General features: G+C 43.3%; 18 protein-coding genes and 4 pseudogenes. 3 read left to right on the top strand and 19 right to left on the bottom strand.

The window, feature by feature from the left end:
* Positions 1–33: 33 nt before the first annotated feature.
* From ROSEINA2194_RS23675 to rlmH, 19 genes and pseudogenes are all read right to left on the bottom strand, one after another.
* Positions 34–1331 (bottom strand): annotated as a pseudogene (locus ROSEINA2194_RS23675) (methionine gamma-lyase family protein).
* 77 nt (positions 1332–1408) lie between these two features.
* Positions 1409–2362: a tRNA (adenosine(37)-N6)-dimethylallyltransferase MiaA gene (gene miaA, locus ROSEINA2194_RS16410; protein ID WP_007890064.1), complete on the bottom strand. Its 954-nt coding sequence runs from the start codon at positions 2360–2362 to the stop codon at positions 1409–1411.
* Between the two features lie 5 nt (positions 2363–2367).
* The gene (gene mutL, locus ROSEINA2194_RS16415; RefSeq protein WP_007890065.1) at positions 2368–4311 is read right to left on the bottom strand and encodes a DNA mismatch repair endonuclease MutL; all 1944 of its coding nucleotides are present in this window, start codon (positions 4309–4311) and stop codon (positions 2368–2370) included.
* Between the two features lie 39 nt (positions 4312–4350).
* Positions 4351–6974, bottom strand: a pseudogene (mutS, locus tag ROSEINA2194_RS16420) (DNA mismatch repair protein MutS).
* Positions 6975–7061: 87 nt separating this feature from the next.
* Positions 7062–8652, bottom strand: a pseudogene (locus ROSEINA2194_RS16425) (NAD(P)/FAD-dependent oxidoreductase).
* An 83-nt stretch (positions 8653–8735) separates the two neighbouring features.
* Positions 8736–9977 carry a BaiN/RdsA family NAD(P)/FAD-dependent oxidoreductase gene (locus ROSEINA2194_RS16430; protein ID WP_007890069.1) on the bottom strand — a complete coding sequence of 414 codons (1242 nt, stop codon included), beginning with the start codon at positions 9975–9977 and terminating at the stop codon, positions 8736–8738.
* Positions 9978–10120: 143 nt separating this feature from the next.
* On the bottom strand, positions 10121–10477 hold the full coding sequence (locus ROSEINA2194_RS19940) for a hypothetical protein (protein ID WP_172727158.1): 357 nt from the start codon (positions 10475–10477) through the stop codon (positions 10121–10123).
* 81 nt (positions 10478–10558) lie between these two features.
* On the bottom strand, positions 10559–10795 hold the full coding sequence (locus tag ROSEINA2194_RS23230) for a hypothetical protein (RefSeq protein WP_334292518.1): 237 nt from the start codon (positions 10793–10795) through the stop codon (positions 10559–10561).
* A 34-nt stretch (positions 10796–10829) separates the two neighbouring features.
* Entirely contained in the window at positions 10830–12215 is a 1386-nt protein-coding gene (locus ROSEINA2194_RS16440; RefSeq protein WP_007890073.1) for a polysaccharide biosynthesis protein, read from the bottom strand.
* Between the two features lie 19 nt (positions 12216–12234).
* Complete coding sequence (gene ybeY / locus ROSEINA2194_RS16445) at positions 12235–12732, bottom strand: rRNA maturation RNase YbeY (RefSeq protein ID WP_007890074.1); 498 nt, start codon at positions 12730–12732, stop codon at positions 12235–12237.
* Positions 12729–13913 (bottom strand): hypothetical protein, encoded by a 1185-nt coding sequence (locus ROSEINA2194_RS16450; protein WP_007890075.1) that lies wholly within the window; start codon positions 13911–13913, stop codon positions 12729–12731. Before ROSEINA2194_RS16450 ends, ybeY begins: the two co-directional genes overlap by 4 nt.
* A pseudogene (locus tag ROSEINA2194_RS16455) lies at positions 13914–14913 on the bottom strand (PhoH family protein).
* A gap of 65 nt (positions 14914–14978) precedes the next feature.
* The gene (locus ROSEINA2194_RS16460) at positions 14979–16148 is read right to left on the bottom strand and encodes a sporulation protein YqfD (protein ID WP_007890078.1); all 1170 of its coding nucleotides are present in this window, start codon (positions 16146–16148) and stop codon (positions 14979–14981) included.
* On the bottom strand, positions 16148–16393 hold the full coding sequence (locus ROSEINA2194_RS16465; protein WP_007890079.1) for a YabP/YqfC family sporulation protein: 246 nt from the start codon (positions 16391–16393) through the stop codon (positions 16148–16150). Before ROSEINA2194_RS16465 ends, ROSEINA2194_RS16460 begins: the two co-directional genes overlap by 1 nt.
* Positions 16394–16436: 43 nt before the next feature.
* The gene (locus tag ROSEINA2194_RS16470) at positions 16437–17057 is read right to left on the bottom strand and encodes a nucleotidyltransferase family protein (RefSeq protein WP_007890080.1); all 621 of its coding nucleotides are present in this window, start codon (positions 17055–17057) and stop codon (positions 16437–16439) included.
* Complete coding sequence (locus tag ROSEINA2194_RS16475) at positions 17054–19327, bottom strand: xanthine dehydrogenase family protein molybdopterin-binding subunit (RefSeq protein WP_007890081.1); 2274 nt, start codon at positions 19325–19327, stop codon at positions 17054–17056. Before ROSEINA2194_RS16475 ends, ROSEINA2194_RS16470 begins: the two co-directional genes overlap by 4 nt.
* Positions 19328–19367: 40 nt before the next feature.
* The gene (locus tag ROSEINA2194_RS16480) at positions 19368–19829 is read right to left on the bottom strand and encodes a (2Fe-2S)-binding protein (RefSeq protein WP_007890082.1); all 462 of its coding nucleotides are present in this window, start codon (positions 19827–19829) and stop codon (positions 19368–19370) included.
* The gene (locus ROSEINA2194_RS16485) at positions 19826–20608 is read right to left on the bottom strand and encodes an FAD binding domain-containing protein (RefSeq protein WP_007890083.1); all 783 of its coding nucleotides are present in this window, start codon (positions 20606–20608) and stop codon (positions 19826–19828) included. Before ROSEINA2194_RS16485 ends, ROSEINA2194_RS16480 begins: the two co-directional genes overlap by 4 nt.
* A gap of 54 nt (positions 20609–20662) precedes the next feature.
* Positions 20663–21142: a 23S rRNA (pseudouridine(1915)-N(3))-methyltransferase RlmH gene (gene rlmH / locus ROSEINA2194_RS16490; RefSeq protein WP_007890084.1), complete on the bottom strand. Its 480-nt coding sequence runs from the start codon at positions 21140–21142 to the stop codon at positions 20663–20665.
* 88 nt (positions 21143–21230) lie between these two features.
* Here rlmH and ROSEINA2194_RS16495 point away from each other — a divergent pair, with 88 nt between their 5' ends.
* From ROSEINA2194_RS16495 to ROSEINA2194_RS20675, 3 genes are all read left to right on the top strand, one after another.
* A complete protein-coding gene (locus ROSEINA2194_RS16495; RefSeq protein ID WP_007890085.1) occupies positions 21231–21707 on the top strand; it encodes a hypothetical protein in 477 nt (158 codons plus the stop codon).
* Positions 21708–21825: 118 nt separating this feature from the next.
* A complete protein-coding gene (locus tag ROSEINA2194_RS16500) occupies positions 21826–22407 on the top strand; it encodes a xanthine phosphoribosyltransferase (protein ID WP_007890086.1) in 582 nt (193 codons plus the stop codon).
* Between the two features lie 247 nt (positions 22408–22654).
* Positions 22655–22800, top strand: a 146-nt coding sequence (locus tag ROSEINA2194_RS20675) for an IS200/IS605 family transposase (RefSeq protein WP_007890091.1), incomplete at its 3' end; no start/stop codon positions are given.

Raw genomic sequence — 22800 nt, forward strand, 5'->3', positions numbered from 1 at the left:
TTTTATGTCAACTCAAAAAACTCTTTTTTCATTTTAGCATAACAAATCTGTATTAACAAGATTCCGTTCCTTAAGTTTTTGTAAAGACATCAAAATTCCAAGCTTTGCATGATACCAGGTCAGGCCACCCTGAAAATAAACGGCGTATGGAGGCTTGATAGGTCCATCTGCACTGAGTTCAATGGAAGATCCCTGCACAAAAGCTCCGGCAGCCATGATGACATCACTGTCATATCCCGGCATTGCCCAAGGCTCCGGTGTTACATAACTGTCTACCGGTGCAGCTGCCTGGATTCCCTCACAGAATGCAATCATCGCATCCGGGTTGTTGAAGGTAACTGCCTGAATGATATCGTGGCGGCTCTCTGTACCGTTTGGAATGACGGAAAAACCTAATTTTTCATATATATTAGCAGCAAAAACAGCTCCTTTTAACGCACCGCTCACCACAGTCGGTGCCATGAAAAATCCCTGATAAAAAGACTGGATCACACCGAGAGATGCTCCAACTTCTTTTCCAAGTCCCGGAGAAGTCAAACGATATGCTGCATTTTCCACGCACTCTTTTTTGCCGACGATATAGCCGCCGATCGGTGCAAGTCCGCCGCCCGGATTTTTGATGAGGGAACCAACGATCATATCCGCGCCGACCTCTAACGGCTCTTTTTCTTCCACAAATTCGCCGTAGCAGTTATCTACCATGCAGATTACATCCGGTTTGATATTTTTGATAAAGGAGATCAGCTCACCGATTCTTGTTACGGATAACGTAGGTCTTGTGGCATATCCTTTGGAACGTTGGATTGTCACCAGTTTCGTGCGGTCATTGATTGCTTTTTTGATATTCTCATAATCAAAACTTCCGTCCGGCATAAATCAACCTGGCTGTAAGTGACACCATATTCTGCCAGAGAGCCCTTGGATGGACGGATTCCGATCACTTCCTCTAAGGTGTCGTATGGTTTTCCAACCGGAGACATAAGCTCATCCCCCGGTCTTAAGTTCGACATTAAAGCGAGTGCAAGCGCGTGGGTTCCACAGGTAATCTGTGGTCTGACCAGTGCATCCTCTCCCTTAAAACAGGAAGCGTACACTTTTTCCAGCGTATCCCTTCCAAGATCATTATATCCATATCCCGAACTCATATTAAAACATTCTGCGCTGACGCGGTTCTCCTGCATCGCTTTTATGACTTTCATCTGGTTGTATTCTGCTCTTGCGTCGATCTCTGCAAAACGCTCCTTTAAAGATTCCTCGATTTTTTCTCCAAATTCGTATACTTCCCTCGAGATTCCAAGATTTTTGTATTGTTCTTCTAAAAACTGGTTCATTGCTATCTATTTATCCTCTCTTCGTTATTGAGCGAAACTCTTTTTTTGCTGTTATAAGTTGCTCAAAATTATAATTGTTAATTTATGATAGTCTTTTCTTTTAAGATATTTATCATACTGTCTAAGATTTTTGCATCCTGATAATCATAAGCCTGTTTATCAAGCCAGATGACGTCACGCTCACGGCGGAACCATGTGAGTTGTCGTTTGGCAAAATGTCTGGTCTCACGCTTGATGATGTAGATGGCTTCTTCTAAAGTGGTTTTTCCATCCAGGTAATCTAAGATTTCCTTGTAGCCAAGTCCCTGCATGGAAACCATATCACGGTGAAAGCCCATATTTTTTAATTTCTGCACTTCATCCACAAGTCCCTGTTCTATCATAAGATCAACCCGTTTGTCAATATTCGCATAAAGATGTGATCTCTCATCCGTGAGCACAAAATATGCAAAATGGTAAGGGGATGTTTTCTCCCGCTCTTTTTCGTTGTGTTCTGAAATCCGCTTACCGGAAAGATGATAAAATTCCAATGCACGGATCACGCGCTTGATATTATTGGCATGAATGGCATCTGCGGACGCCGGATCGACTTCACGCAGCATGTTGTGCAGATAGTGTGCACCTTTTTCTGCCGCAAGCTGTTCTAATTCTGCCCGGTATGCCTCATCACACTCCTGCTCTGTAAAGTCAATATCATAGAGAAGTGCCTGAATATAAAATCCTGTGCCGCCTGCAATGATCGGGATTTTTTCCTCTGCATAGATTTCCTCCAAATGCTCTTTCGCACGCTCCACGAATTTTACCACATGAAACTCTTCATCCGGTTCAAATTCATCGATCAGGTAATGTTTGACACCATTCATCTCCTCCGGCTTCACCTTTGCAGAGCCGATATCCATATGCCGGTATACCTGCATGGAGTCTGCGGAGATGATCGATCCGTTGATTTTTTTTGCAAGCTCGATGGACAAGGCTGTTTTTCCAACGGCTGTCGGTCCGGTCAAAATGACCATCGGTCTTTTTTCTGTCATAATTTTTATACGATTCTCCTGAATTTCTTTTCGATTTCATATTTTGTCATGGAAATGATCGTTGGTCTTCCATGAGGACAATTGTATGGATTATCCAACTCTAAAAGTTCATCAATCAGCGCTTCAATCTCCGGTCTGGAAAGATGATTGTTTCCTTTGACTGCAGCTTTACAGGACATAGACGCCACTTTTTCCATAATCAGATTCGGTGCGTCTTTGCCGGAAATATTGGCAAAATCATCCAGCATTTCAATAAACATGGTTTTCATGTCGATATCTGTAAAATCTGCCGGAATTGCAGTAATTGCATATTCTTTCCCACCAAAAGGTTCAATTTCATATCCAAACATCGAGAGCTGCGCTTCATAAGTTTCCAGTGCCTGCACCTCATCCTGATTCAATGTCAGGATGATTGGCGGACTGATTGTCTGCGATGTAAATGTTTTCTCTGAAATCTTTTTCATCGTGCGCTCGTAAAGTACTTTTTCATGTGCGGCATGCTGGTCGATGATAAAGAGTTTATCCTCGTATTCAATCAGCCAGTAGGTATCGAATAACTGACCGATGATTTTATGTTTTTTTCTTGCATCTTTCGTCAGAAAATGAGAGTCAAGCTGTTCTAAATTCTGCTGCTCATAGATTGGAGCGGTTTCCTGCGGTGTAGATTCTATGTCATGTATTTCTGATACGATTTCTTTAAAATTATTTTCTAATGTAGGTTGTTCAGAATGTATTTCTGCTATTGGCTCTTTGGAAGTATTTGTTTCCGCTTCTGCTGCAAGCGGCTTTGCAAATAAGTTTTCTTCCTGCACAGTCAATGGACTGGCACTGGTCTGTTTCATTTTTTCAAAAAAAGCATCCTGACCTCGCCGCCTGATCTCGAAAGGCTCCGGTGTATGTTTTGGAACCGGTGGGATCGTTTCTTTCTTTTCTTCCGTTACCGGGACTTCCGGGATAAAATCCCGGTGAGAGATCGTATCCCGGATAATTTCAAATAAGGAATGGTAAATTTCCTCATTCTGGCTGAACCGCAATTCCATCTTAGTCGGGTGTACATTGACATCTAAAAGTTCCGAATCCATCTCAAAATAAAGCACGCAGAACGGATACTGGTGCTGCATCATAAAGCCCTTGTATGCCTCCTCTATGGATTTGGCGATCAGTGCACTTTTGATGTAGCGGCCGTTGATAAAATAGTTCTCATAGTTACGGTTTCCTCTGGAGATCATTGGTTTTCCAATAAAGCCGCGAAGCTTAAACAGCTCAGTCTCATGTTCTACCTTCAGAACCGCAGATGTAATATCTCTTCCGTAAATATGGTAAATGAGGTCTTTTTCGTTTCCATTGCCTGATGTGTGTAGTTTTGTCTGACCATTGTTAATAAATTTAAAGGAGACATCCGGGTGGGACAAGGCCATGCGCTCCATCAGGTCACTGATATATCCAGCCTCTGTCTGGGCGGTCTTTAGGAATTTTCTTCTGGCAGGAACATTGTAAAAAAGGTTCCTTACGATAAAAGTCGTTCCTTCCGGTGCCCCGATTTCTTCATTTTCAATTTCTTTGGAACCTTCGATCACATATCTTGTTCCTGTCAGTTCCTCATAGGTCTTTGTGATCAGCTCGACCTGTGCAACTGCTGCAATGCTCGAAAGCGCTTCACCGCGGAATCCAAGGGAATGAATACTGAGCAGATCTTCCACACTTCGGATTTTACTTGTAGAATGGCGCAGAAAAGCAATCGGAACCTGCTTCTTCTCGATGCCGCACCCATTGTCTGTAATACGGATAAAAGAGATACCGCCTTCTTTGATTTCGACGGTCACTGCAGTCGCTTTCGCGTCAATCGCATTTTCAACTAATTCCTTTACAACAGAAGAAGGACGCTCTACCACTTCGCCCGCTGCGATTTTATCGATTGTCTCCTGATTCAGTAACATGATTTCCGGCATTTTCAGACACTCCCTTTCTTTCCATCAAAAAACTGCTCTTTACCAGCGGTTTTTGATCTTATTCTGCAATTCGTATAATTTGTTCAAAGCATCGATTGGCGTCATATTGCTCAGATCGACATTCTTCAATTCCTCTAAAATATCATCATCTTTTACCGTGTCAAATAAGGACATCTGTGCGAGATCGACCTCGTCTAATTTTTCTTTTTCTTTTTCGTTCCAGTCTCGACGGCCAGATTTTTTGTGACAGCGGTGATGTCATTCGCACTTAATTCTTCCACGATCTGTTTTGCACGCTCAATGACGGAATCCGGCACACCTGCCAGTTTTGCCACCTGGATACCATAACTCTTGTCGGCGCCGCCCCGGACGATTTTGCGTAAGAACACGATATCATCGCCCTTTTCTTTGACCGCGATACAGTAATTGTTCACATTGTGCAGTTTGCCCTCTAACTCGGTCAGTTCGTGGTAATGTGTTGCAAACAGTGTCTTGGCTCCGAGCAGCTTCGGATTGCTGATGTGCTCAACTACCGCCCATGCGATACTCAGGCCATCAAATGTGCTTGTGCCCCGTCCGATCTCATCTAAGACGAGCAGCGAGTTGCTGGTGGCGTTTCGCAGGATGTTTGCAACTTCATTCATCTCTACCATAAACGTACTCTGTCCGCTTGCAAGATCATCGGACGCTCCAACCCTTGTAAAAATACGGTCAACAATTCCGATTTTTGCAGAAGATGCCGGAACAAAGCTTCCGATCTGTGCCATCAGCACTATGATCGCCGTCTGACGCATGTAAGTGGACTTACCTGCCATGTTCGGTCCTGTGATGATGGAAATGCGGTTGTTGCCGTTGTCTAAATATGTATCATTTGCGATAAACATATCGTTGTTCATCATCTTTTCAACAACCGGATGTCTGCCGTCTTTAATGTCGATCACACCATTTTCGTTAATTTTTGGGCGGCAGTAATTATTCTGGTCTGCCACCACGGCAAGAGAAACGAAGGTATCAAGCTTTGCTACCGCTTTTGCTGTTTTCTGGATGCGGACCACTTCCGCTGCAATCCTGTTGCGCACTTCACAGAACAGATCGTATTCCAAATTGATCAGCTTGTCCTCTGCTCCTAAGATCATATCCTCGAGCTCTTTTAACTCCGGTGTGATATAACGTTCTGCATTCGCGAGTGTCTGCTTTCTCGTAAAGTAATCCGGCACAAGATCCCGATAGGAATTTGTCACTTCCAGATAATATCCGAATACTTTGTTAAACTTAATTTTGAGGTTTTTAATACCGGTCTTTTCACGCTCTTTTGCCTCTAACTCTGCAAGCCATGTTTTTCCTTCGGTCTTTGCATGACGGTACTTGTCTACATTTTCGTTATAACCGTCTTTGATAAGACCTCCCTCGCGCACAGAAATCGGAGGTTCTTCCATGATCGATGCATCAATTAACTGATAAAGTTCTTCTAACGAATCCATATCCGTCTGAATTTCTTTTAAAAGTTCCGTATCAAAATCTTCCAGCAATGTTTTGATCGGTGGGAGCATTCCAATGGAATTCTTAAATGCGATCAGGTCCCTCGGATTTGCGGACATATAAGTCACACGGGTGATGAGACGCTCAAGATCGTAGATTGGATTTAAGTACTCACGCAGTTCCTCCCTGGTGATCATATGTCTGTTGATGTCTGCGATCGCATCCTGTCTTTTTTCTATCTCTGCCTTATCGATCAGCGGCTGTTCGACATAAGAACGAAGAAGCCTTGCGCCCATGGCAGTTTTGGTCTTGTCCAATACCCAGAGCAGTGAACCCCGTTTCTGTTTTTCTCGCATTGTCTCTACCAGCTCCAGATTTCGTCTTGTGGAACTGTCTATGATCATAAATTTGCCGGTAGAATATGGATGGATGGCAGAAATATGATCCAGATTGTTTTTCTGTGTCTCATAGAGATATTTTAACAATGCCCCTGCTGCGATCGTTCCATAGGCATAATCATTTAAGCCAAGCCCCTCCAGACTGTTGACGTGAAAATGTCCTTTTAAGGTTGTCTCCGCCGTCTCATCGCTGAAGTACCATGCATCCAGAGAATAAATGGTAATTCCGAGACGATGACGCATGTCTTCCAGATCCACGCCACTCATATAAAAGCTCTCATTGCAGACAATCTCGGAAGGCGCAAATTTATTGATCTCATCGATCAGCTTGCGCTCGGAGTCCACTTCCGTGACATAATAGTCGCCGGTGGAAACATCCGCAAGGGAAATCCCATATTTATCTGCCAGGTAGACAATACACATAATGTAATTGTTTTTGGATTCATCCAGAGCCTGGATATCCATATTCGTTCCAGGCGTTACAACACGGATGACCTCTCTTTTTACAATTCCTTTTGCAAGCTTTGGATCTTCCACCTGCTCACAGATTGCCACTTTATGTCCATTGGCTACCAGACGGTTTAAATATCCTTCCACTGCATGATATGGGATACCGCACATCGGCGCACGTTCCTCCATACCGCAGCTTTTTCCGGTTAATGTCAGCTCTAACTCTTTTGACACTAACACGGCATCATCAAAAAACATCTCATAAAAATCACCGAGACGGTAAAATAAAATACAATCTTTATATTCTTCTTTGGTCTGCAGATAATGCTGCATCATTGGTGTAAATTCTGCCACTTATGTTACTTCCTTCCATTGCGCCTGTTTATCATGCGCAATTATCTGATTCTTCTGACTGCGATTTTCTTATTTGAAAGGCTGATATTTTCGAATGACCGCCTCCGCCACTTTCATGCCGTCCATTGCCGCAGAAGTGATTCCTCCTGCATATCCGGCTCCCTCTCCGCATGGATAAATGCCTCTGATATTTGCCTCAAACACCTCATCCCTGCGGATGCGTACCGGTGAGGACGTCCGGCTCTCCACACCGGAGATGATTGCATCTTTCCGGTCAAAGTCCGGGATGTGTTTTGCAAAGGAATGCATTCCCTCGATAAAAGACTGCTCCATCTCATCTGAAAACAGGCCTCTTAAATTTGCAAAAGCAGTTTCGCCTCTTGTCTCCGAAGAAAAGATTCCATATGCTGTACTTTTTTTATTTTCACAGTAATCGCCAAAAAGCTGCTGCGGGATTTTCCCGTTTCCAAGTGCAAACGCTTTTTCTTCGAGTCTGCGCTGGAATTCTACACCGGAAAGTGCGTCCGTTCCGTCAAAATCGTCCGGTGTCACAGAGACGATGACCGCGCTGTTTGCATTCTTGCTTCCACGGTCGGAATAACTCATTCCGTTGACCGCAAGACGTTTTTCCTCCGAGGAGGCATTCACAACATAGCCACCCGGACACATACAGAAGGAGTAAACACCCCTTCCATTTGCAAGGTTTGCGGTCACTTTATAAGGTGCTGCCTCAAGCAGTTCTGCATATTTTTCTCCATACTGGCTGCGGTTGATGTCCCTCTGTGGGTGCTCCACACGAAAACCGACTGCAAATGCCTTTGGTTCCATAAAAAGCCCGGTCTTCTGAAGCATCTCAAACGTATCGCGCGCACTGTGCCCTAATGCAAGCACACAGACCTCCGTTTCCATCCAGGCATTGTGGTTGATCTCAACAGCTTTGATCTTCTGGTCCGCCACCCGAATATCTGTCACACAGTTCTCAAATTCGAATGTGCCACCCAGCTGAAGGATCTCTTCGCGCATTGCTGCGATAACGTCCGATAAAATATCCGTTCCAATATGCGGCTTGCTCTCATATGTGATTTTCTCCGGCGCTCCAAAGGAGACAAACGTATCTAATACGAACCGGTTGCGCCCAAGAGTATCTTTCACCAGAGTATTCAATTTTCCGTCTGAAAACGTTCCTGCACCGCCTTCGCCAAACTGCACGTTGGATGCCGGATTCAGTACGCCTGTTTTCCAGAAGTGTAAAACATCTTCTGTCCGCTCCCCGACTTTTTTTCCGCGTTCGAATACGAGAGGTCTGTATCCTTCCCTTGCAAGCAGATACGCGCAGAAAAGTCCTGCCGGACCTGCCCCGATCACCACCGGCCGGTGGTTGAAACGCTCTGTGCCATGTTCCGGCACTTTATATTTTTTCTCTTTGACGCAGACTGCATTTTTATTTCCGGAGTGTTTTAAAATCTTCTCTTCATTGTCAACCCACACATCTACAGAATAGACAATGGAGACATCCGGCTTCTTCCTTGCATCAATTGATTTTTTTACGATCTGAAGCTTTTTGATCTGATCTTTTTTATTTTAAACTTTTTTCAATTTTCTGATAGAACTGCTCCTCACTATGTTCTACGGGCAGTTTTAACTGACTAACTCGTATCATTCTTTTTCCTGATTTTCCTGCATTTTTGTAATTTCATTCCCCGGTCATTTTTCCATGCACCTGACACAGAAATGTGTTCTGTATCATCCTGCCGCATGTATGCCTGCCACATAGCCGCTCGACCATGCCCACTGTAAATTGTAGCCGCCGCACATACCGTCAATGTCAACCACTTCCCCCGCAAAATAAACGTTTGGAACAAGTTTTGATTCCATCGTCCGGGGATTGATCTCATCTGTATGTACCCCGCCTGCACAGACCTGAGCCTGTTCAAAAGACTTGCTTCCTGTCACACAGACTTCCATGTGCTTACACTGTTTTACAAGCTGCAGCAATTCCTTTTTCGTGATCTCCTCTGCCGGCTTTTTCAGTGAAATGTGCGCTTCCTTTAACAGCACATCGCTCAATTTATGGTTCAGCAGCCCGACCATTGCCTCGTCCGCAGTCTTGCCATGCGCATATTCTCGAAAGCGACTTTCGAACAATTGTTCTATCTCCTGTTCACTCAGCTTTGGCAGAAAATCAATCTGTGCTGTGACCGTCTGCTTTCTCTTTAACGCTTTTGTGGCAAAACGGCTGACCTGAAATATTGGAATTCCGGAAATTCCATAATCCGTCAACTGAAGTTCACCGCGCTCTGAGGCGATGCTCTCTCCATCTATGAAAAGTGACACTTCTGCCTCTGTGCGGATTCCTGCAAGCTGTTTGAAAAAGGATTCTCTGCACTGCAAGGCAACTAATGCCGGAACAACATCCGAAAAACGATGTCCAAATGCCTTGATCAGAGGAATTGCGCTTCCATCACTTCCCGTTTTTGGTGCAGCCAATAATCCCGTGGCAAAAATGATTTTTTTTCCAGAAAATCTTCCTTTGTCAGTCTCTAACAGAAAACCGTTTTTTTTCTCTAAAATATTGCGAAGCTCACACTCGGTTACCACAGAGACATGGCGGAATGTCAATTCCATCCGGAGCACATCTAATACAGATGCCGCCTGCTCGCTCGCCGGATAATAGTAACCATTCCTGCTTTTTGGATAAATACCAAGTTTTTCAAAAAAAGAAACCGTCTCGTCAAAACCAAACTGTTCCATAACCGGCAGCACAAATGCAGGGTCATCTCCGCGATAAAACGTGACACCCTGCAATTCGTTCGTATAATTACATTTTCCGTTTCCGGTGGATAAAATCTTCTTCCCCACACGGTCTTTATGCTCTAAGATCATCGTGTCCGCCCCATTGGACGCAGCCGTGATGGCCGCCATCATTCCTGCAGCTCCACCGCCGATCACTATGACATCAAAGCTTTTTTTCTCATTTATATTCATGATTCCTCACATTGTATTTCTCTGGACAATTGCAAAACTTTAACAATTTTTCCTCACATGGTTTAAAGTCATTGAAAACCTTTTTTATATTACCATAAGTAAAAGTAACAATCAAATCATTACGGCGAATAATTCGCAAGAAATTATGATGAATAATTCTCAAGAAATTCATATAATTCCTCATCCGAACAAAGTGCAATTCCCTCTTTTAGACCGCTTTGAAGTTCCTCCGGGAGATGTTCCACCCGGATAGAAGTCTCACAGTAAACCGTCTCATGATCCGCCTGATAGATGACCACATAGCCTTCTGAAGCATGGACATAATATTTTGTATAAGAGAGATGTGACATGCTCTCTGTCATTTTTTCCGTATCAGCAGCCATTTCTTCTGCCACCTCTTCCGGCTTTGTTTTCTCAGAAGAACGCATTGTCTGGTCTATCCATAAAGAACCGGCCAAAAGCAATACAAATAAAAGGCAAACACTTATCATTTTTTTCAATTTCATCACCCCTGATAAGTATTTGCCATTTTTTACATTCTTAAACGAAAAATTTTCATGCCGGTAAATTTGTTTTACAATTTATCGCAGCAGATGCATTTTTCTTGCCAGCCTTACAAGTGCAGCACCTTTCGGAAATTTTAAAATCTCCTCTTCTGTCAGTCCTTTTAGCAGCAAAAGAACCACTGCATAGACGATCACACCGATCAAAATACTGAATACGGTTGCAATCGCATTCACACGAAAGAGATATAATGCAAGCTGATACGACAGATAAACTGCAACACCCATAATGAGCGCAGAAATGCCCGGTATCACAAAGGTACGTCTGATTTCCTGCCGGTAGCCGCTGTTATTTTTTCACAGAGTATGCATTTAAGACACACATCAACAGTCCAAAAAATGCATTTGCATAAACAACTGCGTAAATATTTAACTGAAAGGCATACATAAGGACGACAAGCAGTCCAATATGAAGCACCAGTGCGATCAATGCATTTTTTACCGGTTCCCGCATACGGTTAATCCCCTGTAACAAACCATTTGAGAGCGTTGACAACGAGAAAAATACAATAGAAACAGCACCAAGCTGTAACATACTCGCTGCAAGTTCCGAGGAATCACGGAACAAAAGCTGTAAAATCGGAGATGCAAGAACACCCATTCCCACTGCACAAGGGAACGCAACCACCATGATAAAACGGATTGCTGTGTTGATCTGTGAGCGGACTGCCTCTTTCTTACCATTTGTGTAAGCCGCGGTCAACGCAGGCACGGAAGATGCTGCCAGGGCAGATGCGATCGAGATTGGCACATTGATCAATGTCTTATATTTACCGGTATAAATACCATTCCACTCACTGATATCATTTGCAGAGTATCCCTGTAAGTTCGCAATATTTTTGAAAATTGCCTGATCCAAAATTGCATTACAATTGTAGATCGTAGTACTCATCAGAACCGGTATGATCGTGATAAATAATATTTTAAAAATATATGAATAGCTGTCAACTTTTGCCCGGCGCTCCCGCTTCATCTGACGCTTAAACACACTTAAATATGCGAGCAGAACAAAGGCTGCGAACAGAAGTCCTACCACAGCCCCGGTTCCCGTACCAAGCGTTCCTCCTGCAGCACCGTAGGCAGCGGCATAGTTTTCTGCATTTCCAAGCACCGCACCCACTTTGGTTCCGTAGTTATAAAGCACATAGGCTGCCCACACACTCACGATCGCATTTGCGATCTGCTCTAAGATCTGCGAGACTGCGCTTGGCATCATCGTTCCGAGTCCCTGAAAAAATCCTCTCATAACGCCGAGTACTGCAACTACGATCAGTGTTGGCACAAGCACCTTCACTGCAAAAATACTGTAAGGCGTCTTCATGATCGTTCCTGTGATAAACTCAGCCCCAAAGAATAGGATCAATGCGGCGATCGTACCGGACACCAGTCCGAAGATCAGCGCACATTTCAAAATACGGTATACATTCTTCTTTCTTCCAAGCGACATATCTGCGGACACAAGCTTTGATACTGCAAGCGGCAGACTGTAGGAAGAAATGATCAGCAATATATTATAAATCTCAAAGGCACAGCCATAATAGTCATTTCCTTTATTTCCGATGATAGCAGTCAGCGGGATACGGTATACCAGACCGATGATCCTGCTGATGATCGATGCCATTGCAAGAATGGAACCCTGCACTAAAAAACTGGTGCTACTCTTTTTATTACTCATATTATTCCTCAAAATTTCTTTATCTTGTGATGTTCATCTCATCAAGAATCTGTTTTTGTTTTGCTTCCATCACCGCAGCTTCCTCCGGTGTCATGTGGTCATAGCCAAACAGGTGTAACATGCTATGTACGATCAGAAATGCATACTCTCTTTTTGTGGTATGCCCGTAACTCTCTGCCTGTTCTAAAACCTTGTCCACCGAGATCACAATATCTCCAAGCATAATTTCTCCGGTATCCGGGTTAAAATTATCATCATAATCATCTTCCAGTTTTGAAAAATCTCCTGCATTTTCATAGGAAAGCATTGGAAATGATAAAACATCCGTAGGACGGTCAATCTCACGAAATTCTTTGTTAATGGCATGAATCCCCTCATTGTCTACTAATGTGAGATTTACCTCAGGTTCATATGGGAAATCTTCGTGTTCCAAAGTAAAGTTGATCACTTCCCCTGCTAAAGCTTCCACATCAAAATCAAATGGTACGTTTACTTCCGCTTCAAAGTTCAATGTCATAACCGTAAAGCCTCCTCTTTTACCAGATATTCTCTGATTTTTAAAAACATATTCATACTAAGTCCAGACTGGTCGTAAAGTCCCTGGGCAGAGAACTCATTCAAGGTCTGATAGATCACCATTTCCTTGTTCCAGCCACCGGCGATTTTGCTTGTCTTCTCAAGTGCTTCTAACTTCTTGATCATCCCGTCTACAATCTGTACAATCGCAGATTCAATGGTGGACGGCATCTTTTCGATTCCATAATACTCAGAGAGGATTTCCGTCACTTTTTCCGGAAAGCAATGATTCTGCGCTCTTGCAACCCCGTTTTCCACCATAGAATCGCCATCTAAAATCCCAATACGATAATAAAGACCAGCCGCTTTACAGACAGCAGCATCTGCCCCTACAATATATGCACATTTTTCGGCGATTCCTGACACACGAAGGGCATGTCTGTATTCCTGCCTCGAAAACTTCTTCAGTTCACGCAAAAGACCGTAATCCTCTTCTGTGATATCTGTTAAGAAATTATCAATCTCAGCCTCTTTCTGCTTTGTGAGAAACGGATAAACAAACGCAGCTGCAAGATCCGTCACAGCAGCCCCAATTGCGGCTTTGCCCAGAATATCATAGTGCGGTTCCTGATAAAAAAAGTACGAAAAAAGTACCGGAATCAAAACAGCCACTGCAAAGATAAGGATCAGACACCACATTTTATTCCGGGTATCTTCCAGCATATGTGCAATCATAAATCCTGACAGAAGCAGCATTGTGCAGCACAGGATCTCATAGGACTGACAGCCCTTTGCCATCTCCAATACGGTACAAAAGAAAAAGGAACTGCACACAGCAAGTTCATACGTTCCGACCGCCGACATTAAGATTGGCAGGATCATGACCGGACTTGTAAACTCCGGCAGGAAAAGAAAGATCACTGTAAGAATAGCAGACAACAAAAATCCCTTTAAAATCTTTCCGTAATCCGTCTCGCGGTTATTTGATATCTTTTTCCGTTTTCTTTCATAAATCAAAAGAAATGCAAATAAAACCATGAACAGAACTGTCAATGCTCCCATTCCAAGAAGCTGGTCTAAATACATCCTGCCCATCATACCGGCAATGACAGAAACCCCAATTGCAACAAGAAAAATCAATCCTATATTTACGATCCTCTTTGCCACAAACTGTTCCTTCATCTATCGTTTCTCCCACTTTTTCTTCTGCTCTGCCGGTTTCTTTTTATTGCGATTTTCATAATCTTCGTATGCTTTTACAATTTTCTGTACGACCGGGTGGCGCACAACGTCCTGGCTGGTCAGTTCACAGATACCAATCTCATCACCTTTTTTAACACTTTCAGTGCAACATCCAGACCTGAAGTTGTTCCGGGTGAGAGATCTTTCTGCGTTGCATCACCTGTGATGACTGCTTTAGAACCAAATCCGATGCGGGTTAAAACATCTTCATCTGGGCAGGTGTTGTGTTCTGTGCCTCGTCTAAAATAATAAACGAATTATCTAAAGTCCGGCCTCTCATGTAGGCAAGAGGGGCAACCTCGATCAATCCTTTTTCCATATTCTTCTGGAAACTCTCAGCTCCCATGATCTGATAAAGCGCATCATATAACGGGCGCAGATACGGATCGACCTTGCTCTGTAAGTCTCCCGGCAGAAATCCAAGTTTCTCGCCTGCCTCGATCGCCGGTCTGGTCAGAATGATCCTTCCGACCTCCTCATTTTTGAACGCTGTGATCGCCATTGCCATTGCAAGGTATGTTTTACCGGTACCTGCCGGTCCCATTCCGAAGACGATCATCTTCTGGCGGATGGCATCCACATAATTCTTCTGTCCAAGCGTCTTTGGCTTGACCGGTTTTCCGTTGATTGTATGACAGATACAGTCCTTATCGATCTCGACGATCGCAGATTCTTTCGCCTCCGCCGCTAAAGACAATGCATAATTCACATTCTGCTCCGTGATGACATTTCCCCTTTTGGACAACTCCAAAAGCTGCATAAACACATTAGAAGCACTCTTGATCTGACGTTCATTTCCAATCAGTTTCATGGAATCTCCACGAACGACTACCGTCACATTAAGAGTGCGCTCAATTTTCTTTATATAGGCATCAAACTGTCCAAAGACATTTGCCACATGTTCGGTTGGTATATTTAAAGATATTTCAGTCAGACTCATTCGGTTGCTGCCTCTCTTCACTCGTTATTTCCAGAATCTCTGTCGGCTGATATGAAACGATGGATTCATAGGCATCCACCGTCCCTGTTACCACATATTTCTGATCTGCTTTTTCTATCATAACATTTTTTTTCCAGAATTTGAATACCTTTTTCCTCTAAATTTGCAAGATATTGCTCAAAACGGCTCTGTGCAATTGCTGCTGCCTCTGTTTTACTATACGTTTTTTCCTCTGTCTGACATTCTTCATACAAATAGGTTTCAAAATAAACCGGAAGATAAAAATTGTCGGTAAAATGCAGCTGGCTGGCATGCTCCGTCAGATCAAACTGCTCATAGTCCTGCCGGAAAAATGGATTTTTCAAGTGATAATCAAAGAACCTGATTCCATAATCTTTTTTTGCCCTGCCTGTTTTTATTTTATCCTGATACGAAATATTTATTTCATCCTCATAATAAAAATTTACTTCTGCAATAATATCTGCGTCCGCTCCCGGATAAATATATTCCGCCACTTCACCGTCGTCATTCAAGATTTCTGCCCTGCCGCTGACAAGGATATCTCCCTTTTTCACTTCCATATCTGCGGTCACAAGCGGTGTTCCTGTCCTCGTCACCATGAAAGCAATGACACCGTCTTTTTTTGCAACGATATCTTCCGGCGTGTCATCCTTTGCCTCGTATTCCTCCTCCGGCAGCAGATTTTCCTGAAGTTCCACCGTCATTTTCGTGCCGTAGACTTTTACCGAAGTCCAGATGACTTCACTGTATGCAGAACGCAGTTTTTCTTCCAGTTCTTCGCAGTTGATATTTCTTTTTGGCACACCGAAGCCTGCATTTTCGTTCTGTAAAAACGTGAGGATTGTCTCCTCTGACAGATAAGAATTGCCTTTTACTTCAATATTCCAGACAAAACCGGAACAGTAAAAGAGCAAAACAGCTGAAACGGCGATTCCTGCCGCAAATACTTTATGTTTCCGGTAGCGGAACAGTTGAAACGGCACACCGTATTTTTTTAAAATACGCGCCTTTGTCTTTGTTTTTTTTAAGATTGGCTTTAAACTGCGGTAACCATCCACGCTGATATAAAAATAGTACCCATCTTCCGTTGGTTTTAAATTCCAGATTAAAATGTTGCGGCTGCCACATAAATTCAGGAAACGCTCTGTGGCATATCCGGTAAGATGCACATACACATATCCACGAAAAAATTTGATCCATGATAAGACAAACATTAATACTCGTAAGAAACGGAGTCGATCAGACCGACAATTTTCATTTCCTCATTCGTGTAATACTCCACCGTCAGATGAACTCCTAAAATCTGAAGTCTGCAGTTCTTTGTCTGAATTTTCACAAGTGAATCCTCCAGTTCAATGATTCCTTTATAATTCTCGACCAGAACCTCTTTCCGCCCGGTAATTGTGACAATTGCCGCTCCAAGCATAAGGTCTTTGGGGAGTTCTAACTGACTTATCATTTTTTCATGGATTGGTTTTTACTGTTTTTACTCATATATAAGCTTATGAAAAAAGCTTATCTGATATGCGCAATAAATCCTCTCTCGTATCAATATCCAAAAACTGTGTTTCTTTTTCTGTGTGAAAACAAAACACATCCTCTGCGTGCTGTTTCATCACAGCTTTTCCGCCTTTGTCCGCCGAAAGCTGTAATAATTCCGGACGATAGCATGCATCAAATACGTTTGGACTGCGCCAGATATTTTTACATTCCATCGTACCGATTTTTTGTTCTGCGATGCATATTGGTTCAAAACATCCATACCTCATTTTCGTCAAGTCCAGGCTGGTCTGCTGTAAAGAAACATCTGCCTTTCGACTGCCCTCCAAGGCACACTCCTGTGTCTCCAGATATTTCACCGCTTTTTGAATAGAGGACGCAATTCCGGTATTATCTGTTCCGTCATTTTTTATCACGGTAACGCTCTGTTTTCTGCAATATGCTTCAATCTCCGGGTAAGATGTCACGACAAGAATGGTCGTATCTCCAAGTTTTTCCGAGAGCTTTCTTATTTTATCCAGTGAAAAGCGATAAAGCGGTGTTCCATTTATCTCTGCCAACAGCTTTCTGTCTCCAAAACGTCTGGAATATCCGGCTGCCAGCAGAATCAGATTCCATCTCAAATCACATGCATCCCTTTTAAAATCTTCTCCGGGGTGATTGGCAATTCATTCACCCATACACCCGTTGCATTGTATACTGCCTGTGCGATTGCAGGAGCCGGCGTGTTGATTACAATCTCACCGATTGATTTTGCACCGAAAGGTCCGGTCGGCTCGTAACTGCTCTCAAATTCCACGCGGATTTTATCAAAGTCAAGACGGGTCGGAATCTTGTACTGCATAAGGGAGTTTGAGAGATTCACACCCTTCTCGTTGTACCAGACATCCTCATACAGTGTCATACCGATTCCCTGCAGTAAGCCGCCCTCTGTCTGTACTCTTGCAAGATTCGTATTCACAACCGTTCCACAGTCCACACATGCCGTGTAATCCAAAAGTTCGATGGCTCCGGTTTCCGGATCGACTTCCACTTCTGCACAGGCAGCCATAAACGGTGGCGGCGAAACCGGGGAACTGTGACTGTAGGTAACTTCCAATGCAATCTCATTGTTGACCATGGATGCAGTTGCAAGATCAAGCAGCGATACTTCTTTTCCGGTTTCTTCACAAAATACACGTTTGCCGTCAAACTCCAGTTTTGTGATATCTTCCTCCAGAATTTTTGCCGCAAGCTGCAGCAGTTTTTCACGCATCTGTTCTGCCGCTTTCACTGCAGCCATACCGGTCAGATACGTGGTACTCGAAGCGTAGGAACCGGAATCGTAAGGTGAGGTATCAGTATCTACTCCAAATACTGCAATGTTGTCAATGTCCGTGTCCAGACTGTCTGCCACAAACTGCGCAATGATCGTGTCACAGCCGGTTCCCATATCAGTACATCCGACGATCACATTGTAAAATCCCTCATCACTCAGTTTGATTGTGACAGAGCCGACATCACAGTTTGAAATTGCAGAACCCTGCATTGCCATTGCCGTTCCAAGTCCACGGATCTTTCCATCCGGCATAACCTGACGCAGCGGTTTTTTCTCCCATCCGATCATATCCGCCGCTTTTCTCAGACATTCTTCAAGCTTGCAGCTATTTGCGGTCTCTCCGTAATAAGCCGGCATGACATCACCTTCATGTGTCATGTTTTTATAACGGATTTCCAATGGATCCATGCCAAGTTTGTCTGCCAGCCGGTTTACCATGGATTCCACTGCAAAAATTCCCTGTGTTGCCCCATAACCGCGGTAAGCGCCTGCTGACATATGATTCGTGTATACAACATCATACTGAAAACGAAATGCCTCCGTCTGATACATCGGGATGGATTTGTGACCACTCAGACCTACAGTTGTCGGTCCATGCTCTCCGAAAGCACCTGTATTTGACAGAGTATACAAGTCTAATGCGCGGATCGTACCATCTTTCATTGCGCCCAGTTTCACGGTCACTTCCATCTCATGCCGCGGAGACGATGCAATTAGGGATTCTTCCCTGGTATAAATGATTTTGGCAGGTTTTCCGGTTTTCATCGTCACAATTGCCGGATATACCTCGGCTACCACGGTCTGTTTTGCTCCAAAACCTCCTCCGATTCTAGGCTTTATGACGCGGACTTTTGATTTTGGAATGTCCAGGGCATTCGCAAGGATTCTTCTCACATGAAATGGGATCTGTGTAGAAGATAAAATGTTGATTCTTCCATAAGTATCCAGATAAGTAGCTGTGCGGAAGGTTTCCATCATACTCTGCTGCATTGCCTTTACATGATAGGTTCCTTCCATGACAATGTCACAGTCTTTCATGACACCATCCACATCTCCGTCACTGTCCATGCCTGACGCACAAAGGTTCCGTTTATTGTCTGCACCAACCGGACAGAGTGCCTTCCAGTCCTCCTCCGGATGGACAAGAACCGGGTTATCTTTTGCTGTATGATAGTCAAGCACCGGTTCTAACACCTGATACTTCACTTTGATAAGCTTTAATGCACGGTCAACTGCCGCCTCGTCCTCCCCGGCGACAATCGCAACCGCATCTCCGACAAAACGGACACGCTGGTCTAAGATATAACGGTCGTAAGGACTCGGTTCCGGAAAGGTCTGTCCTGCCATCGTAAATCGACGGTGTGGAACATCTTTATAAGTTAAAATGCATTCAATTCCTTTTTGTTTTAATGCATTGGTGATATTGATCTCTTCGATCAGGGCATGTGCATGAGGACTTCTGAGTACTTTTACGATCAGACAGTCTTTCGGTGCCACATCGTCCATATACACTGGTTTTCCCGTCACAAGCGCCATGGCATCTTTTTTCATCACGGGAGCATTTACATATTTCATATCATTTCTCCTTGCATTTATTCTACTCTATCAGATAATTCTACTCTATATCCCGGTTACGGTTCAGGTAATTTTTGATTGCACGCAGCTGGCTCTCATAGCCGCTGCAGCGGCAGAGATTTCCGGAAAGATATGCCTTGATCTCCTCCTCGGTCGGATTGTTCAGTTCATCCTCCATCGCCAGAACGTTCATGATAAATCCCGGATTACAGAAGCCACACTGCTCACCGCCCTGGTTTGCAAGATAAGTTCCAAATTCTGCCGCGCGTTCCTGCACACCCTCTAAAGTTACAATCTCTTTTCCATCTGCCCTTGCTGCGAGTACCGAACAGGAAAGAACCGGTTTTTTATTCATCCACACGGTACAAAGTCCACAGTTAGATGTCTCACAGCCACGTTTTACGCTGTAACATCCCTTTGTTCTGACATATTCCAATAAAGGCATATCCGGTGAGATTTCATCAGAGATTTCTTTGCCGTTCAGCCATAAATGTATCTTCATTTTCTATCCTCCTGCTGTTCATTTGCCGCACAGGCTCTCTTTACAAGAACTCCTGCAATATGGCGTCTGTAATCTGCACTGCCGCGCCGGTTGCTTCCAAACGAAAACTGTTCCTGCACTTTTTTTACCAGATGTTCCATATCTGCTTTTTCTGAAAGGTCAAGTGTCAGTGTCTCTGCCCTTACCGGTCTTGCACCAATGCTGACATGCAGTTTTTCGTTATATTCTGAAACAGCAACTGCAATTACCGGAAAATCCGTTGCTGTGTTTCTCTGTGAAAGATAAGTGATCTTCACAGGTGTTTTTACAATATGTACTGCCACAAGAATATCATTATCATAATTCATATGGATAAATTCCTGAATTGGAACATTTCCACCCTTATATAATTCCACATAGCAATCCAGTGCCGCAAATAAAGTCAGTACATCTGAAAAACCAAATCTTCCATAAATGCTTCCACCAACGGTTGCACAGTTGCGGAACTGCACTCCGACGATATGACAGACACTCTGTTTTACCGCGCCATCTGTGTATGCATTCAATCCCGGATGCACTTCTAAATCGCGGAGTGTTGCCATGCAGCCGATCACAAACTCATCCTCTGTCTCACTGATCTGATCTAATCCAAGACCGCTTAAATCTATGGCAGTCATAAGATTCCGATCTCCTATTTTCATCCAGAGTCCGCCACCTATGATACGGTTCGTTTTCTTCTGATTGAGTTCGTAGGCTTCCTCTAAGCTTTCCACCCTGCGATACTCTCTGATTCGTAACATAAAATACAATTCCTCCTCTATGTTTGTTATGATTATAATTTTTGTTTTTATCGTCTACTTATGATATGGCTCATGATTGATAATGCGGTAACTGCGGTAAATCTGCTCTGATAAGATGACACGCATAAGCTGATGCGGAAATGTCATCTTTGAGAAACTAAGCTTATAGTCTGCCCGTTTTAAAATGCGTTCCGCGAGTCCCAGCGAACCACCTATCACAAAAATAATATGGCTTATGCCGGATGTTCCCAGAGTATCGATTTTTTGTGACAGTTCCACAGAATCTAACTGTTTTCCCTCAATTGCAAGGGCGATCACATAGGCACCTTCCTTCAGATACTTCTCCATGCGCTCCGCTTCTTTCTCCTTGATGAGAAGCTCCATATTCTCGCTTGCATGATCCGGTGTCTTCTCATCCGCCACCTCAGTCACTTCAAATCTGCAATAGCGGCTCAGACGTTTTTCATATTCAGCGACCGCATCCCTGTAAAATTTTTCTTTAATTTTTCCCACACATAAAATTGTTATTTTCATACAGAAAAATTATATCATATAACCGTTGCCCCGGTCTAGTAAATCAAATATAATTATAACAAAGTAAAAAACGAAAGTGAGAATCATTATGAAAGTTTATGTTTCAAAGGAATCAAAAAAAGAAGAGACGAAATCCACTGCCTATTCATTCCTGTTGGTGAGTGTTTTCGGTTTTATTGCACTTATTTTATTTGCCACCGGAGTACTTCCTGTCCATGTCGCTGATTATATGAAGATTATGCTCTGTATCGTTATGGGTGTCATGCTCCTCATCTTCTTCGTGATCGGCATTGTGTCGTTGCGGCAGTTGAAAACACTTGGCACGCAGGCAGAAAAAGAAAATGATTTATCTTCTGAAATCATTTCCTGGTTTACTTCCACTTACAGCGCAAAAGATATTGATGAGAGCATGGACGAGGAAGTTTTTGATCAGGATCTTTACTTTAAACGTTATGAGATCATGACCCGTTTCCTCTCAAAACAGTACCCGGATTTAGAGGAAACCTTTCTGGATCATCTGGTGGAAGAACTTTACGGGAATTTATTCGAAGAAAACACGAAATAGTCTTTTTTTCACACTGTAATTGTGCTACAATATGCAAAATAAAGAACGAACAGAAAGATCCGGCATCTGTATTTTATCGTTCTAAAAATATAACAATACATATTTATGAGGTGACATAGTGAAAGAACTTGAAGAAAAAATCTTAAAAGAAGGTCATGCTTTATCTGAGAATATTCTCAAAGTAGATAGCTTTATCAATCATCAGGTAGATCCTGTTTTAATGCAGCAGATTGGCGATGCATTTGCAGGACATTTCGGAAACAAGGGGATTACCAAAGTTGTTACCATCGAAAGCTCCGGGATTGCTCCGGCACTAATGACGGCTATCTCTTTGAACGTTCCAATGATCATTTTAAAGAAACAGCCTTCTAAGGTTTTAAATGATAATCTGCTTCAGACCGTTGTGACTTCCTTCACAAAAGGCACAAGCTATGAACTGACATTATCCCATCAGTTCATCGAAGAAAATGATAACGTTCTGATCATTGATGACTTCCTTGCAAACGGAGAAGCTGCAAGCGGTGCCATCCGCTTACTGTCTGAGGCCGGTGCTTCCATCGCAGGTGTTGGTATTCTGATCGAGAAATCCTTCCAGCCGGGACGCGACAAGTTAATTGCGCAGGGTGTGGATGTATACTCATTAGCGCGTGTATCCAGGCTTGCCAAGGGTGTGATCGAGTTCATTCCGGAGGAATGTTAAATATATCATTGATCATGTTTCATTTATAAAAAATGCCATTGAGTTTTAAATTCAATGGCATTTTCTTTGTTAGGGCAAGGCCCTGTTTCCAGGATGGAGTTTTTCGTGTTCCGAAAAATGGAATGCTGGAAACAAATAAACCACTTGCTATGCGAGTGGTTGGAAATGCTTTAGCTTACAGAAAAAACCTCCAATGCTATAATAATGCAGGTTCGCCAACCGCATTACAAGCAGAGGAGGTATCCATATGGATATAAATAGTTTAGCACACACGAAATGGAATTGTAAGTATCACATTGTATTTGCACCAAAGTATCGCAGAAAAATAATATATGGACAGTTAAAACGTGATATAGCTAATATATTAAGCATGTTATGTAAAAGAAAAGGTGT

The organism is Roseburia inulinivorans DSM 16841 (genome assembly GCF_000174195.1).
GTDB classification, from domain to species: domain Bacteria; phylum Bacillota; class Clostridia; order Lachnospirales; family Lachnospiraceae; genus Roseburia; species Roseburia inulinivorans.